15 protein-coding genes are annotated in these 18,880 nt (G+C 32.5%); 10 read left to right on the top strand and 5 right to left on the bottom strand.

Annotated features, from left to right (window positions below):
• Positions 1 to 341: 341 nt before the first annotated feature.
• Genes ACQY1Q_RS10415 through ACQY1Q_RS10395 form a run of 5 tightly spaced genes read left to right on the top strand, consistent with a single transcriptional unit; the run spans position 342 to position 7,113 of the window.
• Positions 342 to 824, top strand: coding sequence for a GbsR/MarR family transcriptional regulator (locus ACQY1Q_RS10415; protein ID WP_431005249.1), 483 nt, complete (start codon positions 342 to 344; stop codon positions 822 to 824).
• A gap of 11 nt (positions 825 to 835) precedes the next feature.
• A complete protein-coding gene (locus ACQY1Q_RS10410; RefSeq protein ID WP_431005248.1) occupies positions 836 to 1,969 on the top strand; it encodes an efflux RND transporter periplasmic adaptor subunit in 1,134 nt (377 codons plus the stop codon).
• A gap of 13 nt (positions 1,970 to 1,982) precedes the next feature.
• Positions 1,983 to 5,123, top strand: coding sequence for an efflux RND transporter permease subunit (locus ACQY1Q_RS10405; RefSeq protein WP_431005247.1), 3,141 nt, complete (start codon positions 1,983 to 1,985; stop codon positions 5,121 to 5,123).
• A 2-nt stretch (positions 5,124 to 5,125) separates the two neighbouring features.
• On the top strand, positions 5,126 to 6,526 hold the full coding sequence (locus tag ACQY1Q_RS10400) for an efflux transporter outer membrane subunit (protein WP_431005246.1): 1,401 nt from the start codon (positions 5,126 to 5,128) through the stop codon (positions 6,524 to 6,526).
• Positions 6,527 to 6,537: 11 nt separating this feature from the next.
• Positions 6,538 to 7,113 carry a TetR/AcrR family transcriptional regulator gene (locus tag ACQY1Q_RS10395; protein ID WP_431005245.1) on the top strand — a complete coding sequence of 192 codons (576 nt, stop codon included), beginning with the start codon at positions 6,538 to 6,540 and terminating at the stop codon, positions 7,111 to 7,113.
• Positions 7,114 to 7,176: 63 nt separating this feature from the next.
• Here the strand turns inward: ACQY1Q_RS10395 and ACQY1Q_RS10390 are convergent, their stop codons facing one another.
• Complete coding sequence (locus ACQY1Q_RS10390) at positions 7,177 to 8,211, bottom strand: bestrophin family protein (RefSeq protein ID WP_431005244.1); 1,035 nt, start codon at positions 8,209 to 8,211, stop codon at positions 7,177 to 7,179.
• 341 nt (positions 8,212 to 8,552) lie between these two features.
• Positions 8,553 to 9,380, bottom strand: a complete 828-nt coding sequence (locus tag ACQY1Q_RS10385; protein ID WP_431005243.1) for a universal stress protein — start codon at positions 9,378 to 9,380, stop codon at positions 8,553 to 8,555.
• A gap of 154 nt (positions 9,381 to 9,534) precedes the next feature.
• Between ACQY1Q_RS10385 and rimP the strand changes: the two genes are divergently transcribed.
• The 3 genes from rimP to infB all read left to right on the top strand — a co-directional run bounded on the left by rimP (position 9,535) and on the right by infB (position 14,337).
• Entirely contained in the window at positions 9,535 to 9,996 is a 462-nt protein-coding gene (rimP, locus tag ACQY1Q_RS10380) for a ribosome assembly cofactor RimP (RefSeq protein ID WP_431005242.1), read from the top strand.
• Between the two features lie 13 nt (positions 9,997 to 10,009).
• Positions 10,010 to 11,266, top strand: a complete 1,257-nt coding sequence (gene nusA, locus ACQY1Q_RS10375) for a transcription termination factor NusA (protein ID WP_431005241.1) — start codon at positions 10,010 to 10,012, stop codon at positions 11,264 to 11,266.
• Between the two features lie 122 nt (positions 11,267 to 11,388).
• Complete coding sequence (gene infB / locus ACQY1Q_RS10370; RefSeq protein ID WP_431005240.1) at positions 11,389 to 14,337, top strand: translation initiation factor IF-2; 2,949 nt, start codon at positions 11,389 to 11,391, stop codon at positions 14,335 to 14,337.
• A 32-nt stretch (positions 14,338 to 14,369) separates the two neighbouring features.
• On the opposite strand, the gene ACQY1Q_RS10365 is transcribed toward infB, so the two are convergent.
• Genes ACQY1Q_RS10365 through ACQY1Q_RS10355 form a run of 3 tightly spaced genes read right to left on the bottom strand, consistent with a single transcriptional unit; the run spans position 14,370 to position 17,046 of the window.
• A complete protein-coding gene (locus ACQY1Q_RS10365; protein ID WP_431005239.1) occupies positions 14,370 to 15,422 on the bottom strand; it encodes a glycosyltransferase family 9 protein in 1,053 nt (350 codons plus the stop codon).
• A gap of 7 nt (positions 15,423 to 15,429) precedes the next feature.
• Complete coding sequence (locus tag ACQY1Q_RS10360) at positions 15,430 to 16,038, bottom strand: DUF4254 domain-containing protein (protein ID WP_431005238.1); 609 nt, start codon at positions 16,036 to 16,038, stop codon at positions 15,430 to 15,432.
• A 54-nt stretch (positions 16,039 to 16,092) separates the two neighbouring features.
• On the bottom strand, positions 16,093 to 17,046 hold the full coding sequence (locus ACQY1Q_RS10355) for a hypothetical protein (RefSeq protein WP_431005237.1): 954 nt from the start codon (positions 17,044 to 17,046) through the stop codon (positions 16,093 to 16,095).
• 100 nt (positions 17,047 to 17,146) lie between these two features.
• Between ACQY1Q_RS10355 and ACQY1Q_RS10350 the strand changes: the two genes are divergently transcribed.
• Positions 17,147 to 17,755: a thymidine kinase gene (locus ACQY1Q_RS10350; RefSeq protein ID WP_431005236.1), complete on the top strand. Its 609-nt coding sequence runs from the start codon at positions 17,147 to 17,149 to the stop codon at positions 17,753 to 17,755.
• Positions 17,748 to 18,848, top strand: coding sequence for an alanine racemase (gene alr / locus ACQY1Q_RS10345; RefSeq protein ID WP_431005267.1), 1,101 nt, complete (start codon positions 17,748 to 17,750; stop codon positions 18,846 to 18,848). Before ACQY1Q_RS10350 ends, alr begins: the two co-directional genes overlap by 8 nt.
• Positions 18,849 to 18,880: the final 32 nt, after the last annotated feature.

Below are 18,880 nucleotides of genomic sequence, written 5' to 3'. Positions count from 1 at the left end.
GCGTTGAATACATTTCTTCGCTAGACTTAGGATCTAGTGCCGAAAGGTGTGTGAGTTCGAGTCTCTCCACCCGTACAAAAAAAACGTTTTAGAGAATTCTAAAGCGTTTTTTGTTTTATGTATAATTTGATTGTAAACTTTAACAGCTACAATTTAATAAAAGGAGCTAAAAATCTGATTTTCTGTGGTTTTTGATCTGAAAAAACACCTCTGTTTTACCATTTCCAAATGAATAATAAAAGCAATGTATTTTTGCTTAGCAAGCATTTAACATTTATTTAACTTCGTTTGGTTCGGTTTGTTCCGAACTAAGTTTAATTTTGCAATGAAATTTGATGAAGATGAATAGTATGAATCAAAAAAAGTGTGAGTTAGTAGAAAAACTTGGCGTTTTTCTTGAAAGTAAAGATAGTTTGGCGCCGGTAGCAGCCAGAATTTTATCATATATAATTTTAACAGGAAAACAAGGTACTACTTTTGAAGATTTAGTAACCAATCTTTGTGCAAGTAAAAGTACTATTTCTACCCATTTATGCCATTTACAAGATCTGAAAAAAATTAACTATTTCACAAAAATTGGAGATAGAAAAAAGTACTTTGTAATCAATCGAGATACTATGGTGCAAGATATAAGTACCATGATTGATGGTTGGAGAGAGCAAAAACAATTGCATCTTGAAATTATGAACTACAAAGCAGAAGCTAATGAAAACTTGAGTGAAGAAAATAAGTTTGATTTTCATTACCACGAGAGTTTTATACAGTTCCTTAATGGGGCTATAGAATCCATAAGTAAATTAAAAGAAACGATAATAGAGCAATAAATACTAATCAAATGAAAAAAGTCATAAAATATATAAACATAGTAGGATTGGTTGTTATGACAGGCCTTTTTGCAAGTTGTAATAAACAACAACCTCAAGCTTCAAAACAAGCTCCTCCGGCTACTTTTCCGGTTACACAAATACAACAACAAAACATAACAGGCTATACTGAATACCCAACTACATTAGAAGGAGTTGTAAACAGTGATGTTAGGGCAAAAGTACCCGGATATATTCAGAAGGTATTGGTTGATGAAGGACAAAAAGTACGAAAGGGACAGGTGTTATTCAAATTAGAAACGCAGTCTTTAAGTCAAGATGCAGGAGCGGCAAAAGCTCGTGTAGAAGTGGCGCAAGTTGAGGTAAATAAGCTAATACCTTTAGTAGAAAAAAATATAATTAGTCCGGTACAGTTAGAAACAGCCAAAGCAAACTTAGCGCAGGCAAAAGCAAACTACAGTAGTGTTGTTGCCAGTATAGGTTATGCTACAATTAAAAGCCCGGTAAATGGTTATGTTGGAGCTATTAATTTTAGAGAAGGAACTTTGGTAAGCCCTAACGATCCAAAACCATTAACAACGGTAAGTGATATTAGTAAAGTATATGCTTTTTTTAGTTTAAATGAAACACAGTATCTAGACTTTTTGCAAAATGCTGAAGGAAAAAGTTTAGAAGAAAAACTTTCTAACTTTCAAAAAGTAAACTTGATTTTAGCAAACGGATCTATATATGCTGAAAAAGGAAAAATCCAAACAAGTACAGGACAAGTGAATCAAAATACAGGAACGGTAAGCTTAAGAGCAATTTTTGAGAACCCTAATCACCTTTTAACAAATGGAAATAGTGGTAAAATACAAATTCCAAGGGTATATGAAAATGCAATTGTGGTTCCGCAAGAAGCAACCTATGAGCAACAAGGAAAAGTAATGCTTTATAAATTAGGTGAAGATAATAAAGTAATAAATACAATTGTAAAAGTTAAATCGGCCATAAACAATTTATATGTTTTAGAAGCGGGTGTGAACGCTAACGATAAAATTGTTACTACAGGTGTTGGTAAATTAAGAAACGGTATGGAAATTACTCCCAAAGAAGTTTCTTATGATGAAGCTGTTAAGCCTATCACAGTATTATTTAAAAATTAGAAACTTATAAGTTATGTTAAAAACATTTATTGAAAGACCCGTTCTTTCAACAGTTATTTCTATCATAATAGTAATGCTGGGTATTATTAGTATTACCAGCTTGCCTATAGAAGAATATCCAGATATAGCACCTCCCACGATAAAAGTAGCAGCATCATATCCGGGGGCCAATGCAGAAACGGTTTTAGAAAGTGTAATTATTCCCATTGAAGAACAAATTAACGGGGTGGAAGGAATGACATACATCACCTCTACTGCTTCAAATAATGGTACAGCAGATATTACTGTGTATTTTGATCAGAGTATTAATGCAGATATTGCAGCTGTTAACGTGCAAAACCGTGTAGCAAGAGCAAATCCGTTATTACCACAAGAAGTAAAACAAACAGGAGTTACTACGCAAAAACAAGAAACAAGCGCATTAATGTTCTTGTCTATGTATACAGATAATGAAGAATATGATGCAACCTTTATTCAAAATTATTTAAAAATTAACGTAATACCTGCGTTGCAGCGTGTAAAAGGAGTTGGAGATGTTAGTGTATTCTCACAACAAGATTATGCTATGCGCGTTTGGTTAAAGCCGGAAAAACTAGCTGCCTATAATTTAATACCATCAGATATTACAGCGGTATTAAAAGAACAAAACTTAGAAGCTGCTGCGGGTGCCTTAGGAGAAAATAACGGAGAGTCTTTTTCTTATATATTAACTTATAAAGGTCGTTTTAAAGAAACAAAACAATATGGAGATATTGTAATTAAAGCATTAGGAAATGGTGAGTTTTTACGCTTAAATGATGTAGCGACTATTGAATTGGATGCACAATCATACTCTTCAAATGCTGAAAGTTTAGGACATCATGCAGTGTTTATGGGAATTTTTCAAACGAAGGGATCAAATGCACAGGAGATTATTAAAAATGTTAAGACAACCTTGAAAGGTATTGAAAAAGACCTGCCGGAAGGACTACATGTTTTTATACCATACGATACAAGTTTATTCTTAAATGCCTCTATAGATAAGGTAGTAAGCACCTTAATAGAAGCTTTTTTATTGGTGTTTTTAGTAGTATTTATCTTCTTACAAGATTTTCGATCTACCTTAATTCCTGCGATTGCAGTTCCGGTATCGATTATTGGTACATTCTTCTTCCTAAATGTCTTTGGTTATTCGATTAACTTATTAACCTTATTTGCGTTAGTATTAGCCATTGGTATTGTGGTTGATGATGCTATCGTAGTAGTTGAAGCAGTTCATGCTAAGATGGATGAAGGTGAAAAAAAACCTCAAAGTGCTACTTTAAAAGCAATGAGTGAAATATCCGGAGCCATTGTGTCAATTACCTTGGTAATGTCTGCAGTATTTATTCCGGTAACTTTTATTTCAGGACCAACAGGGGTGTTTTATGAACAGTTTGGAGTCACATTAATCATTGCAATCTTAATTTCAGCAGTAAACGCTTTAACTTTAAGCCCTGCATTATGTGCATTACTCTTAAAAGAACATAAACATGATGAAGAATTAAAAGGAAAAAATGCTTTACAACGTTTTTATGCGGTTTTTAATCGCGGATTTAATGCAACGGTTTCCAAATATGGAAAATCTTTAGCGTTTTTATATAAAAGAAAATGGGTATCTGCATTGTTATTAGTAATAGCAGGGGTTGGTATTTTCTGGGCATCAAAAACTACCCCTACAGGATTTGTACCTAACGAAGATAGAGGAATTGTTTTTGTAAATATAGAGTTGCCAGCTGGTGCATCACTTGATAGAACAGACGCAGTTACTAAAGATTTATACGCAAAAACAGAAAATATGGAAGGAGTCGTAGGGCTTTCTTTTGTAAAAGGTAGAAGTTTAATTAGTGGTGCAGGGAGTAACTATGCTATTGGATTTTTAAAGCTAAAAGATTGGAGTGAACGTAAAGATCCTTCATTATCTTCTCAAGCAATCATTGGTAAACTATTTGGTATTGCTTCAAAAATACCAGAAGCAAATATTATTTTCTTTTCACCACCAAGTATTCGAGGATTTGGTAACTCAGCTGGTTTTGAAGTAAACTTACTAGATAAGTTTGGAGGAGAGTTTACAGATTTAGATAAAGCCAATCAAGAATTCTGTATGGCACTAATGAAGCATCCAGAAATCAGATATGCACAATCTGCGTTCAATACAAAATATCCTCAATATGAAATGGAAGTAAATGTACCCTTAGCAAAGGAAAAAGGAGTTCCTGTTAATAGTATTTTCTCTACACTTCAAGGGTATATTGGTGGGGTGTACGCTTCTGATTTTTCAAGATTTGGTAAGCAATACAGAGTATATATTCAATCCTTACCGGAAGATAGAGCTAAGGTAGATGATTTAAATAGTATGTATGTTAGAACTGATTCGGGTGAGATGACTCCAATTACACAGTTTGTAAGTTTGAAGCGTGTGTATGGACCACAATCGGTTACACGTTTTAACTTATTCAACTCAACAAAAATTTCAGGAGCAACAAATCCAGGATTTAGTACAGGAGATGCCATTAGAGTTATTGAAGAAGAAGTAGCAAAATTACCAAGTAATTATACCGTAGCTTATTCAGGTTTAACACGTGAAGAGGTAAATGCAGGAGATCAAACAACTTTCGTTTTCATTTTGAGTATTTTGTTTGTATACTTTTTACTGAGTGCACAATACGAAAGTTATTTGTTGCCATTTGCTGTAGTATTATCGTTGCCATTTGGAATTTTCGGGGCCTATATAAGTACAAAATTCTTAGGCTTAGAAAACAACATCTATTTCCAAATTGCACTAATTATGCTAGTAGGTTTATTAGCTAAAAATGCGATTTTGATAGTAGAGTTTGCACTTCAGCGTAGAAAAAATGGAGAAGGTTTAGTTGAGGCAGCTATTCATGGGGCCAAAGCACGTTTGCGTCCAATTTTAATGACTTCATTTGCCTTTATTTTAGGATTAATGCCGTTAGTGTTGGCTAAAGGAGTTGGAGCAGAAGGAAACAATTCTATTGGAACAGGGGCAGCAGGAGGTATGCTGATAGGAACTGTTTTAGGAGTATTTGTAATTCCTATATTATTCATTCTTTTCCAATGGTTGCAAGAAAAAGTGTCGAGTAAACCGGTTGTTGTTGAAGTTAAAAAAGATTAATTATGAGAGCTATTATAAGTAAAACCTTGGTTGTAGTTGTTATGGCTACAACCTTACAGAGTTGTTTCGTTGCAAAAGATTATGTGCGTCCGGAGTTAAAAGAAACTGAACATTTGTATCGTACCGATAACTTGCCAAAAGATAGTTTATCTATGGCAGGTGTGTCGTGGAGAGATATGTTTGTAGATGCTCATTTAAAAAAGTATATACAAGAAGGACTTCAAAATAATTTAGATATTCGTGTAGCATTACAACAAATGGCTGCTGCGGAAGCTTATATGAAACAAGGTAAGGCTGGGTATTTACCAAATATAGGTATTGGAGCAAAAGCTACACATCAGGAATTGGCAAAGAACAGTCAGTTCGGATCTTTTTTTAACGGTTCTATAGATCAGTACGAATTAACAGGAAATCTTTCTTGGGAAGCTGATATCTGGGGAAAGATACGTAGTAATAAGAGAGCTGGAAGTGCAGGATATTTGCAAAGTGTAGCTGCACATCAAGCGGTAAAAACCCGTTTAGTTTCTGCTATTGCATCAACTTATTATCAATTAATGGCTTTGGATGCTCAGTTAGAAATTACTGAAAAAACAATTGCTACCAGAGAAAGCAGTGTTAGTACAATTCAGGAATTAAAAAATGCAGGGCAAGTTACACAGGTGGCAGTGGATCAAAATATTGCTCAGTATAATAAAGCCAGAGCTTTAAAAGTAGATTTAGATGCAGCAATTTTTAGAACTGAAAACGCATTAAACTTACTTTTAGGAAGAACTTCAGTAGTAATTGAGAGAAATAAATTAGGAGAGCAAGAGTTTGCAACAGCTATTAAATTAGGAGTTCCGGCAACATTGTTAAGTAACAGACCTGATGTTATGGCTGCTGAATATGGGGTAATCAGAGCATTTGAAGCAACAAATGTAGCTAGAAGTAATTTTTATCCTTCGTTAACCTTAACAGCAAGTAGTGGGTTTCAGAGTTTAGAGCTAGATAAATTGTTAAGTGCAAATTCATTATTTGCTAACATCGTTGGTGGATTAACACAGCCAATTTTTAACCAAAGAAAAATTAAAACACAACATGAGGTAGCTAAAGCACAACAAGAACAAGCGTTGTTGAACTTTAAAAAGACCTTATTAACTGCAGGAAATGAGGTTTCTAACGCGCTTTATAGTTACAACGCAGAAACAGAGAAGTTTGAGTATAGAAAGAATGAAGTGGAAGCTTTGCGAAGAGCAGAAGAAAACTCTGAAGAGTTATTGAAAAATGGATATGCTAACTATTTAGACTTATTAACAGCTAGAGAAAGTGCTTTAAATGCAGAGTTAAATGTTATTAATAATAAATTAAATCAATTATTAAGTGTGGTAAATTTATACGAGGCCTTAGGAGGTGGTTGGAAGTAAATAATAGTTTTATGATAAGTAAAAAACAACTAGTCGGATATGCGGTAGATAAATTCATTCAATTTGGTAGTAAACATATTACTATGGATGAATTAGCAAGCCTTTTAGGAATTTCTAAAAGATCTATATACAAGCATTTTACTTCAAAAGAAGATTTAGTTGTTGAAAGTATACATGAATTAATTGCAAAATTTACGCATGATATAAATCCGATACTAGAAGAAGAAACATCCGTTTTTCAAAAAATGGTTAAGATTTATGACAAAGCTTTTGATTATTTAATCAGATTTCAACCAACGTTTGTTGTAGGGTTAAAAAAATACTATCCCAAAGCCTATGAAGTTTATAACAGATTTACTGAAGATTTTGTGTTTATTACATTGTTAAATGAATTAAAACAAGCTCAAAAAGAAGGATTGATTAGAGTTGAAATAGATTTACACTTATTTTGTTTATTGTACTTACATGAGTTAGATAAAAGAATGGTTGCTATTCACAGTATTATTGATAAATATTCAAAAGAAGTGTTACTAGAGCATATGATTATAAATAGTCTTAGAGGTATTGCTGTAAATGCAAATTTTTAATAAATAAAATAATTATATGCTCTATTTTTAGTGCTTTTGGAGGTTGTTAAACAACCTCTTTTTTTACATTAATACTCCGTTTTTAGATTCTATACTAGGAGGTAAATCTGTTTCACCAAGCATTTCTCTTAAATCAATTTCGATAGTTCTACATAATGAAAGCATAGGAATATCATTAGCCATTCCTTGAAAAGGATTTTCAGAATAATCGCCTACAATTTCCATGCAAATGTAAATCCACCCAACTAATGCAGTAATTGGAATAGAAAGTCCAAAGCCCCATGTACCTAATCCCAACATTTCCGGAATCATGCTAAAAGGTAACAAAGCAATAAAAATACCTACAAAGTAGCGACTCATGTTAGCATATTGTCTTGGTAACGGAAATTTTTTAATTCGTTCATTTTTGCCTTGCAAAGTGTAAAAACTTCTTAGCACTTCAACCATTTCTACGTGTCTGAAATCGTCAATAATATTTCTTTCTCTTAATGTTTGAAGATCTTTGGCTTGTTCATTAATAATTTGTGTTGCTGTATTAGCATGATTGATAAGACGATTATACTCTTCTTCTGATAAAAATAATTGCAATTCAGTTTTGGTAACTTCATCATCAACTAAACCAATACCAAACTTTTTTTGATAATATTTTGCATACTTACCAATATGGCCATCTTGAGAAGAATGTTCCCAAGGGGTAGCAACTAATAACTGACTTCTGTGAGAATATAACCAAGCTATATGTCTGTATACTAAACGTTTTTTTATAGAATGTAGTTCAGTAGAATTCAGTTGATTGTCAGTAAAAAGATTACTAACATAACTATCGGTCATCATTCCCCAAGTACGACTTTCGTTTACGATACCTCCCCAAATTTTTCTAGCTTCCCACATTCGGTCATAAGCTTGATTGTTTTTAAAACCAACGTAAAAAGCCACAGCAGTACCAATAACTGAAACCGGAATCCAAGGAATTCTAAAATTCAGAATATTGTATGTATACAAGAGAGCTACAGTAGCCATAAAAGGAATTAGCCATAAAAAATGATGCCCTGACCATTTTAGGAGTTTTTGAAAACTAATGCTTTTGGTTGTAATCATTTATAGAAATTCAATAAAATAACTGTTTAAAAATAAGAGATAAATTGTAAAAAGTAAACAAAACTTTCCAAATCAAAAGGTGGAAAGATAACTAAAAGGAAGTTGTAAAAAATAAAATGAATAATTTTTAATTGCCTTAGCCAGTTAGTTTGCTTTCCGGAGAACAGGAATAAATGAGTCAAAAATTTAAGATTTAACTTTATTGTTGACTATTCAAATCTCAGCCAATTTGTAAAAGCATTTAAAATTATTTTGGAATATTCATAGTGAAGTGAAAATAGAGTATAAGCTTTTGTATAAAATAAAAAGGAAAGTATTTATACTTTCCTTTTTAAAATTTATTAAACCTTAAAAGTTAAAACAGGTTTTAGTACATTTTTTGATAAATTCAGCGAAATACTACCATTAAAAAATCTTGATAGTCCTGTTCTTCCGTGTGTTGCTAAAGAAATTAAATCGATATCTTTTTCTTTTGAAAAATTTAAAATTCCCTCTTCTACAGATTTGTCGTTGTAAATATTTATGGAGTAATTATCAAGATTATAGTCCTTTATAAAATCCTCAATTTTCTTTTTTGAATCAGAAGTATTTTCAAAATTTTGTGGTGTATTTATCTTTAGCAGGTATATTTTACTTTTAAAATTTTCAACAAAACTTAAAAAACCCTCAAAGGCATCAGCTTCATCTTTTTCAAAGGTTGAGGCAAAAACCAGTTTTTTAAATTTAAAATTATCGTTATCTTTTTTGGTTATTAAAACGGGAATATCCATGCTAATTACCGTCTTTTCAGTATTCGACCCTATAAAAATTTCTTCTAAAGCAGTCTGCCCTTTTGATCCCATGACGATTAAATCTGCACCTATCTTTTTTGAATAATCTCTAATACCTTCAAAAGGATTTTGAAAACGAATAGCATGTTGAATGTCATCAAAATCTGGAAAATAATTGTTTTTAATATCAAAAAGTTTTTCTCTAACCTTTCTTAAATAAAGCATACTTTCCGGGATGCTAAAGTTGCTTCCGGCTCCCATATCTATAATGCCGGAAGGTAATTCAACCATATGAATTATATGAACTTCACTATTAGATTTTTTAGCAATTTTTGCTGCAAGAACACAAGCATACTCTGAGTGTTTTGAAAAATCAACCGGGATTAATATTTTTTTCATAATACAGTGGGGTTAATGAGAGTAACACTTTAAAAATACAAAATAAATTAAAGAAAAACTATTTGCGTGTTAAGTAATAAGTTAGTATATTTGCGGAGAATTTAAAAGAATTAATTAATGAAGGGGACAGTAGTCCCCTCTTTTTATATCTAAAATGAATCAGGAAAGAGTAAAAGAATTACTGCAAGAAGCATTGAGTGAAAATGATTCGTTATTTTTGATAGACTTGCAATTTTTGGCAAATAGCAAAATAAAAGTAATTGTTGATGGTGACGACGGAGTGCCTTTAAGTGAATGTGTTCGTATTAGTAGAAAAATTGAACACAACTTAGACAGAGAAGAAGAAGATTTTGCGTTAGAAGTAACTACTCCTGATATTGCACATCCTCTTAAGTTAAAGCGTCAGTATAAAAAAAACTTACACAGAACGTTAAAAGTTAAAACTGAAGCAGAAAAATTTGAAGGAGAATTGGTAAGCGTAACTGAAGATAATATAACGTTACAATGGGAAGCGCGTGAGCCGAAACCTGTAGGAAAAGGGAAACAAACTGTTGAAAAAACAATTGTTTTACCTTATGAAGATATAAAAGAAGCAAAAGTGAAGATTATATTTTAATTAAGATAATGAGATGGAAAATATTGCGTTAATCGAATCGTTTTCAGAGTTTAAGGATATTAAAAGTATTGACAGGGTAACACTTATGTCTATTTTAGAAGAAGTGTTTAGGTCAGCTTTAAAGCGTAGATTCGGATCTGATGAAAACTTTGATATTATTATAAACCCGGATAAAGGAGATTTAGAAATATGGAGAAATAGGGTTGTAGTGGCAGATGGAATGTCTGAAGATGATAACGAAGAAATCGAATTATCGGAAGCTAGAAAAATTGAACCTGACTTTGAAATAGGTGAAGATGTTTCTGAAGAAGTAAAGTTAATAGATTTAGGAAGAAGAGCTATATTAGCATTACGTCAAAACTTGATCTCAAAAATTCATGAGCACGATAGTACAAACGTTTTTAAACAGTTTAAAGATTTAGAAGGAGAAATTTATAGCGCTGAAGTACATCATATTCGACATAATGCCGTAATTTTACTGGATGATGAAGGAAACGAAATAGTATTGCCAAAAAGTGAACAAATTCGTTCAGATTTCTTTAGAAAAGGAGATACTGTTAGAGGAGTAATTAAATCTGTAGAGTTAAGAGGAAATAAACCAGCAATTATTTTATCTCGTACCTCACCACAGTTTTTAGTAAAATTATTTGAACAAGAAATTCCTGAGGTTTTTGACGGATTAATTACTATTGAAGGAGTAGCAAGAATACCGGGAGATAAAGCTAAGATAGCTGTTGATTCATATGATGATCGTATTGATCCGGTTGGAGCTTGTGTAGGAGTTAAAGGATCTCGTATACACGGAATTGTACGTGAGTTAGGAAATGAGAATATTGATGTTATCAACTATACTAAAAACGAACAATTATTTATTGCCAGAGCATTAAGTCCGGCAAAAGTAATTTCAGTTGAAATAGAAAAATTTGAAGAAGAAAAAGGAAGTAAAAAAGGACGTGTAAACGTTTTACTAAAACCAGAAGAAGTATCTAAAGCTATTGGACGTGCAGGTGTTAATATTCGTTTAGCGAGTGAGTTAACAGGGTATGAAATAGATGTTCAAAGAGAAGGTATTGAAGAAGAAGATGTTGAATTAACAGAGTTCTCTGATGAAATAGAAGCATGGGTAATTGAAGAATTCAAGAAAATTGGATTAGATACAGCCAAGAGTGTGTTAGAGAAAGATGTATCAATGTTACTTCAAAGAACAGACTTAGAAGAAGAAACAATTATAGAAGTTCAGAGAATCTTAAGAGAAGAATTCGAAGACTAGAAATAAAATATTAAAAGGATGTCGGGCCCTGTTTTTTTGAAAACCGACAAAAGAAGAAAAAGAACATAACTATAATGAAAATTGTAAAGTGTGTTCTTTAGAAAAAAAGTATAAAATAATTTATGGCTGAAGGCAAAAAATTAAGACTAAACAAGGTTTTAAGAGAATTAAACATTTCTTTAGATAGAGCTGTAGAACACTTAGCTAAGCATGGCTATGAGGTAGAGGCTCGTCCTACTACTAAGATTTCTGATGCAGAGTATCAAGTGTTACTTGATGGTTTTCAAACAGACAAGTCTAAGAAAGTTGCTTCTAAAGAGGTAAGTGAAGAGAAGAGAAAAGAAAAAGAGGCAATTCGTCAACAATTAGAAGCTGAACAAGAGAAGAAACGTATAGAAGACGAAGCTAAAAAACAAGAAGTTTTAAAAGCCAAAGCAGCAAAATTAGAGCTTAAAACCGTCGGTAAAATAAATATTGAAACAGGAGAAAATGTACCTGTTGAAGAAACAAAACAAGAACCTGTTTCTGTTTCAGAGAAAGAACCGACAGTTGAAATAAAAGAAGAAAAAACAGTTGAAACACCTTTAAAAGAAGTAGAAGCACCTAAACCAGTTAAAGAGGAGGTTGCTGCTGCTACACCGGAAAAAAAGGTTGAGCCTGTTGTAGAAAATAAACCAGAAGAAGTAAAAACTACGGAAACACACAAAAACAAGGAAAAAGCAGAGGTTACAAAACCTGCTGCACCATCAAAGATTGACAAAGCAGTTGAGCAAAGTCAGTTTGATAGAGTAAAAAAGGCTGAAAAGCCAAAACCAGTTGAAAAACCAGTTGAAGTTACTCCTGAAAACGCTGAAAAAATCAAGACTCAATATCAAAAACTTGATGGACCTAAGATTACAGGTCAGAAAATTGATTTAAAACAATTTGAAAGACCTAAAAAGAAAAAGCCGGAACAAAAAGCACAAGATGCTAAAAAAGAAGGCGATAAGAAAAAGCGTAAAAGAATAGTTAGTAACAAGCCAAATGCAGGTCAGGGAGATAATAATAACAATAACTCTCGACCACAGCAAGGACAAGGAAACAACCGAGGAGGCGGAGCTAACAGAGGCGCTAACAACAGAGGTGGGCAAAAAGGAAGAAGACCTATTGTACCAAAAGAAGAACTTACAGAGGCTGAAATTCAAAAGCAAGTTAGAGAAACCTTGGAGAAACTTCAAGGAAAATCTAGCAAAGGAAAAGCAGCTAAATATCGTAGAGATAAGAGAGACTTACACCGTCAGCAAGCTGAAGCTGAATTAAAAGCTCAGGAAGAAGAAAGCAAAGTATTAAAAGTAACTGAGTTTGTTACGGTAAGTGAGGTAGCAACAATGATGGATAAGCCGGTTACAGACATTATCTCTGCTTGTATGATGTTAGGAATGATGGTAACGATGAACCAACGTTTAGATGCTGAAACACTTCAAATTGTAGCAGAAGAATTCAATTATAAAGTAGAGTTCGTTGGTGCTGAAGTAGAAGAGGCTATTGAAGAAGTTGAAGATCAACCGGAAGACTTAGCCAACAGAGCTCCTATTATTACCGTAATGGGACACGTAGATCACGGTAAAACATCTTTACTGGATTATATACGTAAAGCCAACGTTATTGCAGGTGAAAGTGGAGGAATTACCCAGCACATCGGAGCTTATAGTGTTACCTTAGAAGATGGTCAAAAAATAACATTTTTAGATACACCTGGTCACGAAGCGTTTACCGCTATGCGTGCTCGTGGTGCTCAGGTAACAGATTTAGTAATTATAGTAATTGCTGCAGATGATGATGTAATGCCTCAAACAAAAGAAGCAATCGCACACGCTCAAGCAGCAGGAGTACCAATAATCTTTGCTATTAACAAGGTTGATAAACCTAACGCAAACCCGGAAAATATTAAAACTCAACTTTCTGCAATGAACTTATTAGTAGAAGATTGGGGAGGTAATATTCAATCTCAGGAAATTTCTGCAAAAACAGGACAAGGCGTAGATGAGTTATTAGAAAAAGTATTGTTAGAGGCTGAGGTATTAGAATTGAAAGCAAATCCAACTAAAAATGCCGTAGGAACTGTAGTAGAAGCTCAGTTAGATAAAGGACGTGGATATGTTACTACTATTTTAGTACAAGCCGGAACTTTACGTATAGGAGACTATTTATTAGCAGGTAAACATAGCGGTAAAGTAAGAGCTATGTTTGATGAGAGAGGTAAGAAAGTAAAAGAAGCAGGACCTTCAAAACCGGTATCAGTTTTAGGATTAGACGGAGCACCGCAAGCTGGTGATAAGTTTAATGTATTTGATGATGAAAGAGAAGCTAAACAAATAGCGGCAAAACGTTCTCAATTACAACGTGAACAATCGGTAAGAACTCAAAAAACATTAACATTAGCTGAAATTGGAAGACGTATTGCACTTGGAGATTTCAAAGAACTTAACATCATCTTAAAAGGAGATGTGGATGGTTCAGTTGAAGCCTTAACAGATTCATTCCAAAAATTATCTACTGAAGAAATTCAAGTTAATATTATTCATAAAGGAGTTGGTGCCATTACAGAATCAGACGTATTATTAGCATCTGCATCTGATGCCATTATTGTTGGATTTAATGTACGTCCACAAGGAAATGCCAGAAATGTAGCTGATAAAGAAGAAGTAGATATCAGAACATATTCTATCATTTATGATGCTATTAATGACTTGAAAGACGCAATGGAAGGAATGTTATCTCCTGAAATGAGAGAAGAAGTTCTAGGTAATGTTGAGATCAGAGAAGTTTATAAAATTTCTAAGATTGGAAACATTGCAGGATGTATGGTAATAACAGGAAAAATAACCAGAGATGCTAAAGTGCGTATTATTAGAGATGGTATTGTTGTACATGATGGAGTATTAACTTCTTTAAAACGTTTTAAAGATGATGTTAAAGAAGTAACTAAAGGATATGATTGCGGTCTTCAAATTAAAGGATACAATGATATTAAAGAAGGAGATACTATTGAGGCTTACATTGAAGTAGCAGTAAAAAAGAAACTTAAATAAAAAGAAGTTTATATAAATAAAAAAGAGAGTGTTTAAACACTCTCTTTTTTATTTAATATCTTATGAATAATATTTGTAATTTGATGAACATCAATAGTGTCAAAACAGTTTAAATAACTTTCTGGGTAGTCTTTTCCATAAACTGATGTAGGAATTAAAGGGTATTTTTTTAAATCAGGAGTAATTTGATGTTCCATGGATTGTTGAAAAGGAACAAATCCTAAATAAGGGTGAGTAACCCCCCAAATAGTAATAACAGGAACACCATATATAGCAGCAATATGTCCATTACCGGAATCCATGGCAACCATTACATCAAGATTAGAGATTAAGTTTAACTCTTCTTCAAAGCTTCCTTTTTGTACTACAGAATGTACATTTTTATACTCTGTAGCTAAATTTTCTAAAATAGTTTTTTCCTGAATACCTCCACCTAAAAGAAAAATTTGAACGTTTGGGTATGTACACACTTGCTCAATAAGCTCTTGAATCTTGGTAATTGGTAGAGCTTTACTTTTATAAGCAGCAAAAGGTGCAATTCCTATTAATTTCGAGCCTTGGAGTTCTTCTTTTATATACTTAGGTATATTACCCTTGGTTATTGGATAGCTTGCTTTTAAATCAACCGAAAATCCTAACGTGTTAAAAACCTCAGCATACCTTTCATGCATAGTTTTTAGAGGGAAAAGTACTTTATGAGTTGAAGCTGATGTAAGTTGTTTTTTTTCTTTTCTGCCTTTATCTAATTGTACACATTGTATTCCTTTTAACCTAAATAGTTTTACCAAAATGTTAGATCTTAAAACATTATGTAAATCTGCAACACAATCAATATTAAGTTTTAAGAGCTCTTTGTAAAGCTTAAATAATCCAGTAAATCCTTTATGTTTACCTTTTAAATCAGGAGTGTAAATAGTTACGTTCTTAAATTCTTTAAAAAAAGGAGCAAAAAAAGATCTGGTTAAAATAGTTATCTTAATAGAGTTGTTTTGGTTTAACAAAGCTCTTATTACAGGAACAGTCATAGCAACGTCTCCCATTGCAGAGAGACGGATGACTAAAATATGCGTTTTATTTGAGTTCAAGTAGTTATTACTTTTGTGAACGAAGTACAGGGTTTAGATCAGCATCATTATACATCTTCATCTGTTTATATACTTTCATATACTTATCACCTTTTTCAATATCTTCAAGTAAAGTATCAATAGCTAAAGATAAATCAGAACGTTGCTCTACTAAAATGTTTAATTTCTTTTGACAAGCATCTCTATGAGCTTCAGAAGCATCAGCTCTGGTTGCTTCTTCATTCATATGGTAAATTTTTAAAGCAAGTATAGAAAGTCTATCTATGCCCCAGGCAGGACTTTCCGTATTAATAGTGGCAGATTCTTTAGGAGTAATATTTTTAAATTTATCTAAAAAATAAGCATCAATATATTCAACCATGTCCGTTCTATCTTGATTGGATGCATCAATTTTTCTCTTTAAATCTAAGGCCGCTACAGGATCTATATGAGGATCTCTTATAATATCTTCATAATGCCATTGAACAGTATCTATCCAACATTTTCTATATAGTAAGTGAGCAAGTAAATCTTCTTTCTCGTTGTATTTATTCATAAAAGGTTGATAAACATCATCTATTTCATGATAGTTATCAATGGCTTCTTTAAAAATTTTATTTGCTTTTGCTGTAAACATCTTTTCGGGTAACTTTAAAAATTCAAAGGTACTATATAATTATCAATTGGCAGTTTAGGCAAAACGCCTTTCAATAATTTCCATTAAACGAGCCTCATACTCTTCTTTATCAGTCCAATTGTAATCCGGTTTAACAAGTTTATTGATGAATTTTTTTGCCTCGATTTCTGTTTTACAAGTGTTCAACTGAGAAATAACTCGATTAAAATCCGATTGATTTCCTTCAAAAAGATGTTTCACAAAAGCAATTCTATCATTTAAACCTATTTGGATGGTACTTTGAAAATGATCGTTTAAAGATTTTTTAGGTTCTGCTTTTTCAAAAAGATTTGCCATTACATCTACAGGTAAGGTGTCTTCTAATTCTTCTTCTAAAGTTGGTGTTTTACGTTCACCTACATCTTTAACATCATTCTTGGTGTTTTCAGGTGAATCACCAAATAAAAGACCTTCTAGTTCATCAAAAGGTTGCTCAGTAATTTCTTCAGGAACAATAGGTGTTTCAACTTCGTTAGTAGCTTGTAGAACTTCTTTTTCCTCTTCTATTGGCACTATCTCAGGTTCAGTAATTATTGTGCTTTCTGATTCAATTTCTTCATTTGAAGAAATGATTATTTCCTCATCTTTATTTTCTTCAGGCTCGTCAGTACTAATTATTTGATCTTCTAGTGAAGTTTCAATTTCAGGCGCTGTTTCTTCGCTAATTTCGGTAATTTCTTCTGTATTAAAGGTAGGTTCAGATACTTTTATAACCTCTTCCTCTACTTCATTAATAACTAATACTTCTTCTTTTTGCTCTTCTGCTTTAGTTATTTTTTCAATTAACTCCTCTTTAGTAACTGTTGCATGAGGAGTTGTATTAATATATTCCTCAACATAGGCTAAAACAGAAAGTTTTTCATAAACTTCATATGCTTTTTTCTTTAACTCAAGCACATCTTCTTTGTTTTTCATTTGTAAGATACTGTGTGCTAAACTAGTTAAATCTGAGGCTAATTTTTTGTGCATAAGTTGTTATGTGTTTTTAAGTTTTGCTCTTAAATTTTAATAAATTTGTTCCTTATTCGAAAGTAAAACAAATATTAATAACAGAGCTTAAAATTACAAAATGTTTCTTGAAAATACAGTAAATTATACAGAACAATTTGGGTGGATAGAAGTAATTTGTGGCTCAATGTTTTCTGGGAAAACAGAAGAATTAATAAGGCGTTTAAGAAGAGCCCAGTTAGCTAAACAACGCGTTGAAATTTTTAAACCGGCAGTTGATACCCGATACGATGATGAAGAAGTGGTATCACACAATGAAAACAGAATTAGATCTACTCCTGTTCCGGCTTCTTCTAATATACGATTGCTAGCAAATAATGTAGATGTTGTAGGTATAGATGAAGCTCAGTTTTTTGATGATGAAATTGTAGCGGTTTGTAACGATTTGGCTAATAGAGGTATAAGAGTAATTGTTGCAGGTTTAGACATGGATTTTAAGGGAAATCCTTTTGGACCAATGCCGGCTTTAATGGCTACGGCTGAGTATGTAACTAAAGTACATGCTGTTTGTACACGTACCGGAAATTTAGCACATTATAGTTATAGAAAAGCACAGAGTGATGATTTAGTCTTGTTGGGAGAAACTCAAGAATACGAACCTTTAAGTAGAGCTGCTTATTACAAAGCAATGAAAAACGCTAAAAGTGAAAAAGAATCAACCGATGAATAATCATGTTACCATATTAGAAATAGATGCTAAAGCTGTTTTACATAATTTAGCCTATTTTAAACAAAAATTAAATCCTACAACAAAAATTTTGGCAGTTGTCAAGGCTTTTGGGTATGGAAGTGAATCTGTAGAAATTGCTAAAATAGTTCAAAATGAAGTTGATTATTTTGCTGTGGCTTACTCAAATGAAGGTATTGTATTAAGAGAAGCAGGAATTAAAACTCCTATCTTAGTATTACATCCTCAAATTCAAAATTTAGAAACAATAGTTGAGTATCACTTAGAACCCAACTTATATAATTTTAAAATATTTGATGCCTTTTTAAAATTGGCAGATGAAAAACCTTTAATGAACTATCCCGTACACCTTAAATTCAATACAGGATTAAATAGATTAGGGTTTTGGCATTCAGATGTTCCTACCATAATTACTGAGCTAAAAAAATCAAATAATGTAAAAGTACAGTCAATTTTTTCACATTTAGCGGCTAGTGAAGATGTTAACGAACAAGAGTTTACAGTAGGGCAGATTAATAATTTTGCTTATATCGTAAAGCAAATGTATAGTCACTTAGGATATGAACCGATGCTTCATATTTTAAATACTTCAGGAATTGTTAATTATTCAAAAGCCCAGTTTGATATGGTGCGTTTGGGGATTGGTTTGTATGGGTTTGGGAATGATCCTGATGAAACAGCTCAATTAAAAAACACTCATAACCTTAAATCTATTATTTCACAAATTCATCTAATTCAACCGGGAGAAACAGTAGGATATAACAGAGCATTTGTTGCCAGTCAACCTACCAGAAGTGCAACGATTCCTATTGGACATGCTGACGGTTTATCAAGAAGACTTGGAAATAAAAATGGTTTTGTAATTATAAACAATCAAGTAGCTCCTATAATTGGAAATGTTTGTATGGATATGATTATGGTTGATGTTACTAAAATAGACTGTAATGAAGGAGATGAAGTGGTTATTTTCAATCACCAACAACATGTAGAATACATAGCCCATAAATGTGAAACAATTCCATATGAAATTTTAACAGGGTTATCACAGCGTATTAAAAGATTGGTGAGAACGTAATTTTTTTATATTTTTAAGTTTCAATTTAACAA

The organism is Tenacibaculum sp. TC6 (genome assembly GCF_050606265.1).
Classification (GTDB): domain Bacteria; phylum Bacteroidota; class Bacteroidia; order Flavobacteriales; family Flavobacteriaceae; genus Polaribacter.
The sequence above is the reverse complement of the archived record's forward strand: the minus strand, read 5'-3'. Positions and strand labels throughout refer to the sequence as shown.

Excerpts from the sequence above, each read along its gene's own strand:
- infB (WP_431005240.1), top strand. The coding sequence starts at position 11,389 with ATGGCTGAAGGCAAAAAATTAAGACTAAACAAGGTTTTAAGAGAATTA.
- rimP (WP_431005242.1), top strand. The coding sequence starts at position 9,535 with ATGAATCAGGAAAGAGTAAAAGAATTACTGCAAGAAGCATTGAGTGAA.
- ACQY1Q_RS10350 (WP_431005236.1), top strand. The coding sequence starts at position 17,147 with ATGTTTCTTGAAAATACAGTAAATTATACAGAACAATTTGGGTGGATA.
- ACQY1Q_RS10395 (WP_431005245.1), top strand. The coding sequence starts at position 6,538 with ATGATAAGTAAAAAACAACTAGTCGGATATGCGGTAGATAAATTCATT.
- alr (WP_431005267.1), top strand. The coding sequence starts at position 17,748 with ATGAATAATCATGTTACCATATTAGAAATAGATGCTAAAGCTGTTTTA.
- nusA (WP_431005241.1), top strand. The coding sequence starts at position 10,010 with ATGGAAAATATTGCGTTAATCGAATCGTTTTCAGAGTTTAAGGATATT.
- ACQY1Q_RS10405 (WP_431005247.1), top strand. The coding sequence starts at position 1,983 with ATGTTAAAAACATTTATTGAAAGACCCGTTCTTTCAACAGTTATTTCT.
- ACQY1Q_RS10415 (WP_431005249.1), top strand. The coding sequence starts at position 342 with ATGAATAGTATGAATCAAAAAAAGTGTGAGTTAGTAGAAAAACTTGGC.
- ACQY1Q_RS10400 (WP_431005246.1), top strand. The coding sequence starts at position 5,126 with ATGAGAGCTATTATAAGTAAAACCTTGGTTGTAGTTGTTATGGCTACA.
- ACQY1Q_RS10390 (WP_431005244.1), bottom strand. The coding sequence starts at position 8,211 with ATGATTACAACCAAAAGCATTAGTTTTCAAAAACTCCTAAAATGGTCA.
- ACQY1Q_RS10410 (WP_431005248.1), top strand. The coding sequence starts at position 836 with ATGAAAAAAGTCATAAAATATATAAACATAGTAGGATTGGTTGTTATG.
- ACQY1Q_RS10385 (WP_431005243.1), bottom strand. The coding sequence starts at position 9,380 with ATGAAAAAAATATTAATCCCGGTTGATTTTTCAAAACACTCAGAGTAT.
- ACQY1Q_RS10355 (WP_431005237.1), bottom strand. The coding sequence starts at position 17,046 with ATGCACAAAAAATTAGCCTCAGATTTAACTAGTTTAGCACACAGTATC.
- ACQY1Q_RS10360 (WP_431005238.1), bottom strand. The coding sequence starts at position 16,038 with ATGTTTACAGCAAAAGCAAATAAAATTTTTAAAGAAGCCATTGATAAC.